General features: G+C 70.7%; 11 protein-coding genes. 8 read left to right on the forward strand and 3 right to left on the reverse strand.

From position 1 onward, the window contains the following. The first annotated feature begins 108 nt into the window (after positions 1–108). From ABD355_RS09500 to ABD355_RS09515, 4 genes are all read left to right on the forward strand, one after another. Positions 109–1302, forward strand: coding sequence for an amidohydrolase family protein (locus tag ABD355_RS09500; RefSeq protein WP_344399703.1), 1194 nt, complete (start codon positions 109–111; stop codon positions 1300–1302). Next, positions 1302–2435: an acyl-CoA dehydrogenase family protein gene (locus ABD355_RS09505; RefSeq protein WP_344399704.1), complete on the forward strand. Its 1134-nt coding sequence runs from the start codon at positions 1302–1304 to the stop codon at positions 2433–2435. Before ABD355_RS09500 ends, ABD355_RS09505 begins: the two co-directional genes overlap by 1 nt. A 3-nt stretch (positions 2436–2438) precedes the next feature. Next, a complete protein-coding gene (locus ABD355_RS09510) occupies positions 2439–3368 on the forward strand; it encodes an acyl-CoA dehydrogenase family protein (RefSeq protein WP_344399705.1) in 930 nt (309 codons plus the stop codon). 487 nt (positions 3369–3855) lie between these two features. Next, positions 3856–4317 (forward strand): ATP-binding protein, encoded by a 462-nt coding sequence (locus ABD355_RS09515; RefSeq protein WP_344399772.1) that lies wholly within the window; start codon positions 3856–3858, stop codon positions 4315–4317. A 401-nt stretch (positions 4318–4718) separates the two neighbouring features. Here the strand turns inward: ABD355_RS09515 and ABD355_RS09520 are convergent, their stop codons facing one another. Then, positions 4719–5645, reverse strand: coding sequence for a cyclase family protein (locus tag ABD355_RS09520; protein ID WP_344399706.1), 927 nt, complete (start codon positions 5643–5645; stop codon positions 4719–4721). Between the two features lie 84 nt (positions 5646–5729). Here ABD355_RS09520 and ABD355_RS09525 point away from each other — a divergent pair, with 84 nt between their 5' ends. From ABD355_RS09525 to ABD355_RS09535, 3 genes are all read left to right on the forward strand, one after another. Then, on the forward strand, positions 5730–6641 hold the full coding sequence (locus tag ABD355_RS09525) for an SDR family NAD(P)-dependent oxidoreductase (RefSeq protein WP_344399707.1): 912 nt from the start codon (positions 5730–5732) through the stop codon (positions 6639–6641). 133 nt (positions 6642–6774) lie between these two features. Then, complete coding sequence (locus ABD355_RS09530; RefSeq protein ID WP_344399708.1) at positions 6775–7923, forward strand: acyl-CoA dehydrogenase family protein; 1149 nt, start codon at positions 6775–6777, stop codon at positions 7921–7923. Next, complete coding sequence (locus ABD355_RS09535) at positions 7923–8972, forward strand: Zn-dependent alcohol dehydrogenase (protein WP_344399709.1); 1050 nt, start codon at positions 7923–7925, stop codon at positions 8970–8972. The genes ABD355_RS09530 and ABD355_RS09535 overlap by 1 nt, the downstream gene beginning before the upstream one ends. 1262 nt (positions 8973–10234) lie before the next feature. Here the strand turns inward: ABD355_RS09535 and ABD355_RS09545 are convergent. After that, positions 10235–11293, reverse strand: coding sequence for a GlxA family transcriptional regulator (locus tag ABD355_RS09545; RefSeq protein WP_344399710.1), 1059 nt, complete (start codon positions 11291–11293; stop codon positions 10235–10237). Positions 11294–11352: 59 nt separating this feature from the next. Here ABD355_RS09545 and ABD355_RS09550 point away from each other — a divergent pair, with 59 nt between their 5' ends. Then, positions 11353–12678 carry an MFS transporter gene (locus ABD355_RS09550; protein WP_425585717.1) on the forward strand — a complete coding sequence of 442 codons (1326 nt, stop codon included), beginning with the start codon at positions 11353–11355 and terminating at the stop codon, positions 12676–12678. A gap of 99 nt (positions 12679–12777) precedes the next feature. On the opposite strand, the gene ABD355_RS09555 is transcribed toward ABD355_RS09550, so the two are convergent. After that, entirely contained in the window at positions 12778–13035 is a 258-nt protein-coding gene (locus ABD355_RS09555; RefSeq protein WP_344399713.1) for a hypothetical protein, read from the reverse strand. Positions 13036–13262: the final 227 nt, after the last annotated feature.

The raw sequence follows: 13262 nt of genomic DNA on the forward strand, positions 1-13262 counted from the left end.
GCAGAGCGTAGGGCTCGGCGCCTTGTCGGTCCAGGGGTGCGCGACTAGCCTGCTCGATGGAGCGAATCTGACGGTCCATCAGATAACTGAGTGCCCAGTGGGGGACCCATGACCGAACTGCCCCGCATCATCAGCGTCGACGACCATGTGATCGAGCCCGCCCACCTCTTCGAGACCTGGCTGCCTCAGAAGTACCGCGACCGGGGCCCGCAGGCGCTCACCGCGGGGATCGGCGAGCTCGCCTACATCGGCGGGAAGTACCGGATCACGATGGACCCCGAGGGCCAGCCGACCGACTGGTGGATCTACGAGGACCTGAAGTTCCCCTACAAGCGGAACATCGCAGCCGTCGGCTTCGACCGGGACGAGATGACCCTGGAGGGCATCACCCGGGAGGAGATGCGGCGCGGCTGCTGGGACCCCAAGGCCCGGCTGGAGGACATGGACCTCAACCACGTCGAGGCCAGCCTCTGCTTCCCGTCCTTCCCGCGCTTCTGCGGGCAGACCTTCGCCGAGGCGCACGACAAGGAGGTCGCGCTCGCCTGTGTGCGCGCCTACAACGACTGGATGGTCGAGGAGTGGTGCGGCGACAGCGGCGGCCGGCTCATCCCGCTCTGTCTGATCCCGCTGTGGGACGTGGAGCTCGCGGTCGCGGAGATCCGGCGCAACGCCGCACGCGGGGTGAAGGCGGTGACGTTCTCCGAGATCCCCACCTACCTCGGTCTGCCCTCCATCCACTCCGGCTACTGGGACCCGTTCTTCGCGGTCTGCCAGGAGACCGGGACGGTCGTCAACATGCACATCGGCAGCAGCTCCCAGATGCCCGCCGCCTCCCCTGACGCGCCCCCCGCCGTCCAGGCCTCGCTGAGCTTCAACAACGCCATGGCCTCGATGATGGACTACCTGTTCAGCGGGGTGCTGGTGAAGTTCCCCACCCTGAAACTCGCCTACTCCGAGGGCCAGATGGGGTGGATCCCGTATGCCCTGGAGCGTGCCGACGACGTGTGGGAGGAGCACCGCGCCTGGGGCGGGGTGCGCGACCTGATCCCGGAGCCCCCGTCGACGTACTACTACCGGCAGATGTTCTGCTGCTTCTTCCGCGACAAGCACGGGGTCGCCTCGCTGGACGTGGTGGGCCGGGACAACGCCACCTTCGAGACCGACTACCCGCACGTCGACTCGACCTTCCCGCACACCAAGGAGGTCGCCCTCGACCATGTGAAGGGCCTCGACGACGAGACGGTCTACAAGCTGATGCGCGGCAACGCGATCCGCATGCTGGGCCTGGACCTCGACCGCTGATGGACCTGTCGTACACGCCCGAGGAGGAGGAGTTCCGGGCACGGCTGCGGGAGTGGCTCGGCAAGGTGCTGCCGACGCTGCCCGTGAAGCCCTCCGCGGAGGACTGGCCCGGGCGCAGGGCGTACGACCTCGGCTGGCAGCGGATGCTGTACGACGCCGGATACGCCGACGTCCACTGGGACGCCTCCCCGACCACCCGGCTGATCTTCCTGGAGGAGACCGAGAAGGCGGGCGCCCCCTATGTGGGCGCGAACTTCGTCGGGCTGCTGCACGCCGGGCCGACCATCGCCGCCGAGGGGACCGAGGAGCAGCGGGCGCGCTGGCTGCCGCCGATCCTGCGCGGCGAGGAGGTCTGGTGCCAGGGCTTCAGCGAACCGGACGCCGGCTCCGACCTCGCGGCACTGCGCACGCGCGCGCGTAGGGACGGCGACGAGTATGTGGTGAGTGGGTCCAAGATCTGGACCTCGCACGCCGAAGTGGCCGACTGGTGCGAGCTGTTGGTGCGTACGGATCCGACGGCGGCGAAGCATCGGGGGATCAGCTGGCTGGCCATGCCCATGTCCTTGCCGGGCGTCACCGTACGGCCGTTGCGGACCCTGGCCGGGTCGGCCGAGTTCGCGGAGGTGTTCCTCGACGACGTACGGGTGCCGGTCGCCAACCGGGTCGGGGACGAGAACGACGGCTGGCGCGTGACCATGGTGACGCTGTCCTTCGAGCGCGGTACGGCGTTCGTGGGCGAGGTGGTCGCCTGCCGGCGGGTGCTGGGCGAACTCGCCGCGGAGGCGAGGAGGCGCGGCCGCTGGGACGATCCGGTGGTGCGGCGCCGCCTCGGGAGGCTGAATGCGGAGTTCCGGGGGCTGTGGCGGCTGATCCAGTGGAACGTGAGCGAGGCGGAGGCCTCCGGCGGTGTGCCGGGGGTGGGAGGTTCGGTTTTCAAACTGCGGTATTCGCATGCGCGGCAGGAGTTGTACGACGTTGCCGCCGAGGTTCTGGGAGCGGACTCCCTGGACTTGGAACGGCCGTGGACGCTCGACCGGCTGTCGTCGCTGTCGTACACCATCGCTGCCGGTACCTCGCAGATTCAACAGAACATCGTGGCCGAGCGGATTCTCGGGTTGCCGAAGGGGAGGTGAGCGGTGCGGTTTCAATTGACCGTGGAGCAAAGGGCCTTGCAGGCGGCTGTGCGGGATGTGACTGGTAGTCGGTCGTCTGCGGGCGGGTGGGGGCTGGGCGCGCCCCGCGGCGGAGCCGCTGATGTGTACAGCCCCGCGCCCCTGTCCGGCACTGCACGGGTCGGCGGTTCTACGTTCCGTCTCGACCGGGTTCTGTGGCGGGCTCTCGGGGGCCTCGGGTTCTTCTCCCTGCGCCTTCCCGAAGCCGATGGGGGAGCCGGACTCGGGCTTCCGGAAGCCGTGTTGGCATTCGAGGAGGCCGGGCGGGCGCTGGTGCCCGGGCCGCTCGTGGCCACGCATCTCGCGGCCGGGGAAGTGCCCGGAGCCGCCACCGGGGAGGTCGTCGTCGCCGCTGCGGACGGCAGGATCGTGGAGTGGCTGGACGAGGCGGACGTGGTGCGCCGCGGTGCCGAGGGGGCCGTACCCATGCGGTCGGTGGACCCGCTGACTCCCCTGCACCGGGTACCGGCGCCGGCACCCTCCGATCCCGTCGCAGACCTCCTCACCGCCGCGGAGCAGCTCGGCACGGCCACGCGTGTGTGCGAGCTGGCCGTGCAACACGCCCGGACACGTGAGCAGTTCGGGCAGCCGATCGGGGCCTTCCAGGCGGTCAAGCATCTGTGTGCGCAGATGCTGGTGCGCGCCGAACTGGCACGCGCCGCGGTCTATGCGGCCGCCGTCACCGCCGACCGCGGCGACATCGCCGCGGCCCGGCTGCTCGCCGACGAGGCCGCCGTGCGCGGCGCCCGCGACTGCCTCCAGGTGCACGGCGGCATGGGCTTCACCTGGGACTCCGAGGTGCATCTGCATCTGAAGCGGGCATGGGTGCGGGCGCAACGTGGCGGAGCGGTCACGGAGAGTGAGGAGCTGCTCGCAGCGGATCTGGTGGCCTGAACAGCGCCAGCCTGGGATGTCGCGGAAGCCGGGCTCGCGGTTGTCGCGGATTGTGGCATACCGGAATTACGGAGCGTTGATATCGGGTTGTGTCCTACGCGTGACCCGTCACGTCCTGGAGTCGGCGTCCCGCTCCGGTACCTTCTGTGGGATGCGAGAGGCTGCGAGCATGAGCCGTACCGGTGTTGCCCCCGGGGTGATGCCGGAACTGGCCTGTTCGAGTCCCCGCAGTGAGCGTCGCACAGTATGCCGCACGGGTACTCCTTCGCGCTGGAATATGCCCGAAGCGCTTGTTGGCGTGACTGTACGTCAACCATGCTGTCTCTTAAGGGATTCACGTTCCGTGACCCTTGCTCTGGGCTCTGCACTGGCCATTGTTCTGGTCATGCAGAAAATGGCTACGATCGTGGCCCTCGTTGCGGCGCGCGCGTGGCGCGAGGTCATGTGTCCGCCGGTTCGGATGGTGTGAGCGGTGCAGGTGCTTCAGGTGCAGCTGGAAGTCCGGCCCGACCCCGCTGAGGTGGGGCGAGCCCGGCGGTGGGCGCGTTCCCGCCTTGCCGGGTCCGGGATAGAGGCCGACGAGCCGCTCGCCGAGACGCTGATCCTGCTCGTCTCCGAACTGGTCACCAATGCCGTGGTGCACACCGGCTGTCCGGCCGTGCTGCGGCTCTCCCTGCCCGGTGTGGCCGCCGAATCGGCCACCGTCCGCCTCGAGGTGGCCGACAGCAGCGACCGGGCCCCCGTGCCCCGGTGCGCCGACGGTGACGCGACCGGCGGCCGCGGCCTCGCCCTCGTCGACGGTCTCGCCGACCGCTGGGGCTGGAGCCCCGAGGGCGCGGGCAAGCGCATCTGGTGCGAACTCGACCGCTGCGCACAGACCCGGCAGACCGCACAGGCCTGTGTGGGCGGCGCGACGGCGTACGAGGGGCTGGCGTTCGAGGCGGTGTGACCGGCGCACGGGCGCGGAGAATCCGTCAGCTCGGGTGCACGGTCGCAGAAACCGCTCTCACGCCTTGGCCGGCTGAGGCGATGCGCCCGGGTGTGCTTCTGTGCGCGCCCACGACAAATTGGGCTTAAGTAATAAATCCCCGTACGGGTGTTGACGCATCGTGTCCGTTTGATCACGCTTGTGGTCAGCGATTCGCCGTGAGGGGACGACGAGGGCTTCGGTGACGGGAGCCCTCGACGAGTGCGGATCGTGATTCGGCGTCGGCTCCCTCAGGGCCAGGAGGAGCCGATGGGGGTCCCCCCGCTCGAGCGAGGTCGGGAGCGGGGAGGGTGCGCCGAGTCGGTCGGCGGCGCGTGGTGCCGTGCTCGGGGCGGGAGCACCGCGCCGCCGGTCGGCGAACCTCACAGGATGGCGACGGGGGCCACCGGAGTCCCTGTCGCACCGACGAAGGGCTCGGGCATCGCCGACAGCAGGAACGTGTATCTGCCGGCTTCTCCACAGGCTGTGGACAACTCTTCGAGATTCCAGTTCTGGCCCTGCAGCATCCCCATCTCCACCAGGTCGAGCGCGTGCACGGGCAGCCACAGGTCCTCGATCTCGGGCGGGAAGATCTCGAACGTGAGGGTGTCGTTGGCGACGGCTGCGACATCGCGCGCGTGGAACCACTCCGGGGTGCGGATCGACAGACCCGGAGAGGGGTAGCCGTACGCGTGCCTGTCCCCGGCGAGACAGACCTGGATCTGCCCGGTGCGTACGAGCACGACGTCACCGGCACGCACGCGCGTACCGGCCATTTCCTCGGCGGCCTCCAGGTCTTCGGGGGTGACCGCGTGCCCGCCCTCCAGCCGGTCGACGCCACGCGCGCGTGCCACATCCAGCAGCACCCCGCGCGAGACGACGTGCCGCGCCTTGTCGATACCGCTGAACTCGGCGCCGCCGTGCGCGGTGACGGTGCCGGCCGGGCGGCCGTTGTAGAGCCGGCCCGAGTGTGAGACATGGGGCAGCGCGTCCCAGTGCGTGGCGGCCTGCAGCCCCATGGTCACGGCGTCGTCGCTGCACGCCACCGACCCCGGGCCGAACAGCTCCTGGTTGATCTGCACCATCGCGTGCAGCGGATTGACCCGCCCCGGGATCATCCCGGTCTGCACGCCGTCCTGCTGCAGGGGCAGCGCGAGGGGGATGCGGCGGCCCGTGCGGACGGTCGCGGCGGCCTCGCGGACGACCTCGTCGGTGATCAGGTTGAGGGTGCCGATCTCGTCGTCGGCGCCCCAACGACCCCAGTTGTTCACGCGCTTGGCGATCTCGTCGAACTCCGCGGGCATCGACATCGGCTTTCCCCGGGGCTTGTCTCCAGGTATCTGACGGGTCATAAAATCTAACGGTCCGTCAGAAACCGCGGGAAGGGGCCGGACGTGGGGAACTTCTTGGCAGGCAAGGTCGTCGCCGTGACGGGCGCCGGACGGGGCATCGGCCGTGCGGTGGCGCTGGCCGCGGCGGCCGAGGGGGCGAAGGTCGTCGTCAACGACTACGGGGTCGCCATCGACGGGGCCTCGCCCACCAGCGAGGTCGCCGAGGGTGTCGTCAAGGAGATCGAGGCGGCGGGCGGAGACGCCGTGGCGGTGGCCGACGACGTGTCCACGATGGCCGGCGGGCAGCGGGTGGTCGACGTCGCGGTCTCGACGTACGGGCGGCTCGACGGGGTGGTGTGCGTCGCCGGGATCCTGCGTGAGCGGATGCTGTTCAACATGTCCGAGCAGGAGTGGGACCCGGTCGTGGCCACCCATCTGAAGGGCACGTTCACCGTGTTCCGGGCGGCCTCCGCGGTGATGCGGGGGCAGCGGGCGGGCACCCTGATCGGGTTCACCAGCGGCAATCACCAGGGCTCGGTCTCGCAGGCGAACTACAGCGCGGCGAAGGGCGGGATCATCTCGCTGGTGCGGAGCGCCGCGCTGGGCTTGCACAAGTACGGGGTGAGTGCCAATGCGGTGGCGCCTGTTGCTCGCACGCGGATGTCGGCGAACGTTCCCATGGAGCTGACGGAGATCGGGGAGCCGGAGGATGTGGCTGCCCTGGTGGTGTACCTGCTGTCCGACCGGGCGAAGGAGCAGGGGATCACCGGGCAGGTGTACACGATCGCGGGGCCGAAGTTGGCGGTGTGGGCTCAGCCGCGGGAGCTTCGCTCGGCGTATGCCGAGGGTTCCTGGACTCCGGAGCGGATTGCGGAGGTTTTGCCGGGGGCGGTGGGGGTGGATCCGATGCCGATGCTTTTGCGGTTGGACGCGATGGAAAAGGCGGCGGCACGGGGTGACAGGCCGAACGCCTAGGAGCTCGTGGGGGCTTTGCGGTTCGGCGGGTGCGGGTCGGTTGTGGCTGGTCGCGCCCACGCGGCGGAGCCGCAAATCGACACAGCCCCGCGCCCCTAGGGAAGCGACCCTGAACGGCGCTAAGAGGAGACCCGTGGACTTTGCATTCACCACAGACGATGAGGCGTTTCGGATGGAAGCCCAGGCGTGGCTCTCCGAGCACGCCGAACCTGGGCTGGATCGTCGTGCCTGGGAACGCACCCTCGGTAAGGCGGGGTGGATAGGGCTCGGATGGTCCGAAGGGGGATATGGCAATCGGAGCGCCACGCTCACCCAGCAAGTCGTCTGGGCCGAGGAGTACGCGCGGTCTGGAGCTCCGCCGCGGTCGGGGCATATTGGGGAGAAGCTGCTGGCGCCCACCCTTCTCGCGCACGGAACGCCGGACCAGAAGAGCCGGTTTCTTCCTCCCGTCGCCGCCGGTGACGAGCTGTGGTGTCAGGGGTACAGCGAACCCGGTGCCGGGTCCGATCTGGCGGGGGTCCGGACCGCGGCCGTGCGGGACGGGGCGGGGTATCGGATCAGCGGGCAGAAGATCTGGACCTCGCTGGCGCACGAGGCCGACTGGTGCTTTGTGCTGGCCCGGACCGAACCCGGGTCCCGGCGGCACCATGGGCTGACCTTTCTGCTCGTTCCCATGGACCAGCCGGGGCGGATCGAGGTGCGGCCCATTCGGCAGCTGACCGGGACCAGCGACTTCAACGAGGTCTTCTTCGACGGGGCACACGCGCGCGTGGAGCACGTCGTCGGGGGTGAAGGGGGCGGGTGGAAGGTCGCGATGAGTCTGCTCGGGTTCGAGCGGGGGGTTTCCACGCTTGCCCAGCAGATCGGGTTCGCGGGGGAGTTGGGGCGGGTGGTGGGGGCTGCCGTCGAGACGGGGGCGGTCGCCGATCCCGTCGTACGGGAGCGGCTGGTGCGGCAGTGGGCCGAGCTGCGGGCCATGCGGTGGAACGCGCTGCGGACGCTGGGGGGTTCCACGGATGCCGGGGCGTCCAGCGTGGCCAAGTTGTTGTGGGGCGGCTGGCATCAGCGGCTCGGGGAGCTGGCGATGCAGGTGCGCGGGGCCGCGGCGGGGATCGGACCGGTGGACTGGTCGCCGACGGCGCCGTACGAACTCGACTCGTTGCAGCATCTGTTCCTGTTCTCCCGGGCCGACACGATCTACGGCGGTTCGGACCAGGTCCAGCGCACGATCATCGCCGAGCGTGTGCTCGGCCTGCCCAGGGAGCCCAAGGGGGTCTTCTGATGCGCGGTGTGGTGTTCGACGGCAAGCGGCTGGAGGTCGTGGACGACCTGGAGGTGCGGGAGCCGGGGCCGGGAGAGGTGCAGGTCGCCATCTCGGCAGCCGGGTTGTGCCACAGCGATCTGTCCGTGGTGGACGGGACCATACCGTTCCCCGTTCCTGTGGTGCTCGGGCATGAGGGGGCGGGGGTGGTGGAGGCCGTCGGCGCCGGGGTCAGGCATGTGAAGGTGGGTGATCACGTCGCACTGTCCACGCTGGCCAACTGCGGTGCGTGCGCGGAGTGCGACCGGGGGCGGCCGACGATGTGCCGGCAGGCGATCGGCCGTCCCGGGCAGCCGTTCGTACAGGGCGGCCGGCCGGTCTACCAGTTCGCCTCCAACTCGGCGTTCGCGGAACGGACCGTGGTGAAGGCGGTGCAGGCGGTCCGGATCCCCGGGGACATTCCCCTGCCGGCCGCCGCACTGATCGGGTGCGGGGTGCTGACCGGGGTGGGAGCCGTGCTCAACCGTGCGAAGGTCGACCGCGGGGACAGCGTGCTGGTCATCGGCACCGGCGGCATCGGGCTCAACGTCATCCAGGGCGCACGGATCGCGGGCGCCCTGCGGATCGTCGCCGTCGACGCGAACCCGGCGAAGGAGGCGGTGGCCCGGCAGTTCGGGGCGACGCACTTCCTGACGTCGACGGACGGGGTGAAGGAGATCCTGCCCACGGGGGCCGACCACGCCTTCGAGTGCGTCGGGCGGGTGGAACTCATCCGGCAGGCGATCGACCTGCTCGACCGGCATGGCCAGGCGGTCCTGCTGGGGGTGCCCGCGGCGACCGCGGAGGCCTCCTTCCTCGTCTCGTCCATGTACCTCGACAAGTCCATCCTGGGCTGCCGGTACGGCTCTTCACGCCCGCAGCGGGACATCGCGCTCTACGCCGAGCTGTACCGCGAAGGACGGCTGCTGCTGGACGAACTGGTGACCGAGACCTACCCGATCGAGGACTTCGAGAAGGCGAAGGCGGACGCGGAGGCGGGGCGGGTGGCCAGGGGGGTGCTCACTTTCTGACACCGGGCAGGCGGCGCCGAGTTGTCCACAGACCCGTGGAAATCCGATGGGTCACTGTCAGTGGCGGCCCCTACGGTCTTCGCATGAGCTACCGCGATGTCGCCTCCCCACAGGTCCTGGTCTGGGCCTGCACGTCCGTCGGCGCCCGTATGCCGGTGGCGATGGCGCCGCTGGCCCTGGTCTTCCTGGTGCGCGAACGCCCCGGAGGGTACGCGCTGGGTGCGGCCGTCGCCGCGGTCTATGTCCTCGGCGAGATCATCGGCGCGCCCCTCCTCGGCATGCGGCTGCGCCCCGATCGTGCCCGCCCTCAACTGGCGGCGGGACTCGGCCTCGGAGCGGTCGGTTTCGCGGGGATCGGGGTGCTTCCCGACACGCAGCCCGTGGTTCTCGGCGCGTTGGCGTTCCTCGCCGGTGCCGCGCCGGCCGCCGCGGCCGGGGGACTGCGTGCGCTGCTCACCGGCCTGGTTCCCGAACGGGCCGCGTCGCAGGCGCTGTCCGCCGAGTCGATGCTGGTGTCGGGCATATGGGCCGTCTCCCCGTCCGCCGTCACCGGCCTCGCCCTCGGCGTCGCACCGCGCGCCCCGTTGCTGCTCGCGGCCGCCCTGATGGCGTCGTCGGTCGCGGGTCTGTCCCTGCTGCCGGCCGGCTGGGACACGCGGAACATGAGGGAGGAGGGCGGTGAGGGGCGGTCGGACAAGTCCCCACTCCGGTTGCTGGCCGGTGCCTGGCCGCTGTTCGTCACGGGTGCGGCGGGCCTCGCCCTGCTCGGTCTGGCCGAGCTCGTCCTGCCCGCTCTGCTGCAACAGCGGGGCACAGGTGTCGGCTGGTCCGGGCCGATGCTGACCGGACTGGCGGTGGGCGGGGCGCTCGGGGCGTTTCTGCACGGTCTGCGCGCCTGGCCCGGTCCGCCGCGCACCCGCAGCGCCGTGCTGATGGTCGCGGTGATGGCGTGCGTGACGCTCGTCGCGCTGATACCGGACCCGGCGGGGATCGCGGTCGCGCTGGTCGTCGGCGGCATGCTCCAGTCGGCGGTACTGCTCGTCCGCACCCTGGCGCTGCGCGAGGCGCTTCCGCCCCGCGCCCAGGCGGCCGGCTACTCGGTCATGTACGCGGCTTCGGGCGCGGGTTATGCGGTCACAGGTTCTCTCGCCGGCGCGCTGCTGCGGGTGACGGCGCCCTCCACGGCGATCCTCTGGGGTGTGGCCCTGACCCTGGTGCTGACCGCGATCGGCTGGTGGGGCGAGGTCCGCCGCGCCCGGCGGTCAGCGCACGGCGCCGACACCGCCGTAATGTCCGGGACCGCTGCCGGTGGACCTCTCGCGGCCCTCCCCGGCACGGAAAGTACGGCGATACGCGGTGGGTGTGACCCCCAGGAGTGTCTGTAGGTGCTGGCGCATCGACTGGGCCGTGCCGAAGCCGGACTGCTGGGCCACCTGGTCGACCGACAGGTCGGTCGACTCCAGGAGGTGTCGGGCGCGCTCCACGCGCTGCTGGGTGAGCCACTGGCCTGGGCTGACGCCGGCCTCTTCGCGGAAGCGGCGGGTGAAGGTGCGGACCGACATGGACTCCTGCGCGGCCATGTCCCGGAGCTGGATCGGCTCGTGCAGGCGGCCCAGGGCCCAGGCGCGGGCGGCCGTCGTGGTCGCCGACTGGGGCTCGGGGACCGGGCGTTGGATGTACTGCGCCTGGCCGCCGTCGCGGTGCGGGGGTACGACCGTGCGGCGGGCGATCTCGTTGGCGACGGCGGTGCCGTGGTCGCGGCGCACCATGTGCAGGCACAGGTCGATGCCGGCGGCGACGCCGGCCGAGGTCAGGATGTCGCCGTCGTCGATGAACAGTACGTTCGGGTCGACGTCGATCTTCGGGAAGAGGCGTTGCAGCTGGTCGGTCTCCGCCCAGTGCGTGGTCGCGGGGCGGCCGTCCAGGTAGCCGGCCGCGGCGAGGACGAACACGCCGGTGCAGATGGAGGCGAGCCGGGTGCCGGGCCGGATGTGGGCGAGAGCGGCGGCCAACTCGTCGGTGAGGACGCCCTCCTCGAAGACCGGACCGAGTTCGTACGACGCCGGGACGACGACCGTGTCGGCGGTGGCCAGGGCCTGAGGGCCGTTCTCGATCTGGATGGCGAAGTCGGCGTCGGTCTCCACCGGGCCCGGTGGCCGGATCGAGCAGGTCACGACCTCGTACAGAGGCCGCCCCCGGGCGTCCTTGGGGCGTCCGAAGATGCGGTGCGGGATGCCCAGCTCGAAGGGGAGCAGTCCGTCGAGGGCGAGGACGACCACACGGTGCGGGCGGAACTCCGGGTCTGTCGGCTCACTGCTCATGGCCCGATCCTAGCGAATACTGTCCTTCGGGCCAGTGGTTGCGTCCGGTTCCGGCCTGGATGCTCTATGTCGTGACCCAGACAACCGAACCCGCAGCAGTCGAAACGGCGCCCGAGTCCGGGCGATCCCCTGGCACCCGTGTCCACCGTGCGTGGTTCGTCGCCGCCGTCACCTTCGTGACGATCATCGGCGCGGCCGCCTTCCGTTCGCTTCCCGGCCTGCTCATCGATCCGCTGCACCAGGAGTTCGGCTGGTCGCGCGGCACGATCGGGGCCGCGGTCTCCGTCAACCTCGCGCTGTACGGCCTCACCGCCCCGTTCGCGGCGGCGCTGATGGACCGCTTCGGCATCCGCAAGGTCGTGGCCGTCGCCCTGACCGTGATCGCGCTCGGCTCCGGCCTGACGGTGTGGATGACGGCCGCCTGGCAGCTCCTGCTGTGCTGGGGTCTGCTGGTCGGCCTGGGCTCCGGGTCGATGGCGCTGGCCTTCGCCGCGACCGTGACCAACCGCTGGTTCACCGAGCGCCGCGGCCTGGTCACGGGCATCCTCACCGCCGCCTCGGCCTCCGGCCAGCTGATCTTCCTGCCGCTGCTGTCCTGGATCGTCCAGCACCACAACTGGCGCCCGGCGGCCGTCACGGTGGCCCTCGCCGCCCTCGCGGTCGTCCCCTTCGTGTGGCTGCTGCTGCGCGACCACCCGGCGGACGTGGGCCTCAAGCCGTACGGCGCGAAGGAGTTCGTGCCGAAGCCGGAGCCCGCGGTGGGGGCCGCCCGCCGAGCGGTGACCGTGCTGTTCTCGGCGTCCCGCACCGGCACCTTCTGGCTGCTGGCCGGCACCTTCGCGATCTGCGGCGCCTCCACCAACGGGCTGATCCAGACCCACTTCGTGCCCGCCGCCCACGACCACGGCATGCCCGTCACGGCCGCGGCCTCGCTGCTCGCGGTCATCGGCGTGTTCGACGTGGCCGGCACGATCGCCTCCGGCTGGTTCACGGACCGCTTCGAACCGCGCCGGCTGCTGGCGGTCTACTACGCCCTGCGCGGCATCAGCCTGCTCTTCCTGCCGATGCTCCTGGCCCCGTCGGTCCACCCCCCGATGCTGTTCTTCATCGTCTTCTACGGCCTCGACTGGGTCGCCACCGTCCCGCCGACCGTCGCCCTGTGCCGCGAGCAGTACGGCGAGGACAGCGCCATCGTCTTCGGCTGGGTCCTCGCCTCCCACCAGGTCGGCGCCGCCCTCGTGGCCTTCCTCGGGGGCGTGGCGCGTGACGTCTTCGGCTCGTACGACATGGTCTGGTACGCGTCCGGCGCGCTGTGCGCGGTGGCGGCGCTGATGGCACTGGTGATCCGGCGCCGCCCGGCGGTTCCCGTGCCGGCCGTGGCCTGAACCCGCCTGAAGGGAAGGGCACGTGCTTGCCGGGTGTCCAGGTCGAGGCCTGGACACCCACGTCCGTTGTACGTCCTGTGGCGGGACGCCTCTATGCCGTCACTCCCTGTCCGCCGCCATCATGTCGACGCATTCGTCGAGCGCCGCGTGCAATGGCGGCACGAGAGCGGCGAGTTCGGCGTCTGACGCCTTGCCCGCCTCCAATACGGCCCCGACGACCGCCGCCAGGACGGCGGCGCTTTCCAAGGCGCGCGCGTCGGCCAGCGCCTCAAGAAAACCACCGGGGCGCGCGATCACGAACGCCTCCTTGCCGGTGGCCGGATCGACGCCGAGGCTCCGGGGATGCCGTGCGTTCATACGGCGACCTCCCAGGGGAAGCAGCGCCATTCGTCTTGGTCACGCTCGCGTTCCCATGCGACGACGTATGGACGGACCATGGGCTGGCCGTCGACGGCGACGACGTCCGTCAGGTACGGGAGCGACCGGCGCACGGGCATGGGACTGCGGGCTGGAAGGGGCGGACAGGATGTGGGAGATGGTGCTGTAGCGGCGCGGTGCGCTCCGCGCGGAGGCAGGAAGAGGCT

The sequence above is a fragment of the Streptomyces longisporus genome (genome assembly GCF_039532765.1).
Lineage (GTDB): Bacteria > Actinomycetota > Actinomycetes > Streptomycetales > Streptomycetaceae > Streptomyces > Streptomyces longisporus.

Excerpts from the sequence above, each read along its gene's own strand:
- ABD355_RS09500 (WP_344399703.1), top strand. The coding sequence starts at position 109 with ATGACCGAACTGCCCCGCATCATCAGCGTCGACGACCATGTGATCGAG.
- ABD355_RS09505 (WP_344399704.1), top strand. The coding sequence starts at position 1,302 with ATGGACCTGTCGTACACGCCCGAGGAGGAGGAGTTCCGGGCACGGCTG.
- ABD355_RS09520 (WP_344399706.1), bottom strand. The coding sequence starts at position 5,645 with ATGTCGATGCCCGCGGAGTTCGACGAGATCGCCAAGCGCGTGAACAAC.
- ABD355_RS09535 (WP_344399709.1), top strand. The coding sequence starts at position 7,923 with ATGCGCGGTGTGGTGTTCGACGGCAAGCGGCTGGAGGTCGTGGACGAC.
- ABD355_RS09545 (WP_344399710.1), bottom strand. The coding sequence starts at position 11,293 with ATGAGCAGTGAGCCGACAGACCCGGAGTTCCGCCCGCACCGTGTGGTC.
- ABD355_RS09550 (WP_425585717.1), top strand. The coding sequence starts at position 11,353 with ATGCTCTATGTCGTGACCCAGACAACCGAACCCGCAGCAGTCGAAACG.
- ABD355_RS09555 (WP_344399713.1), bottom strand. The coding sequence starts at position 13,035 with ATGAACGCACGGCATCCCCGGAGCCTCGGCGTCGATCCGGCCACCGGC.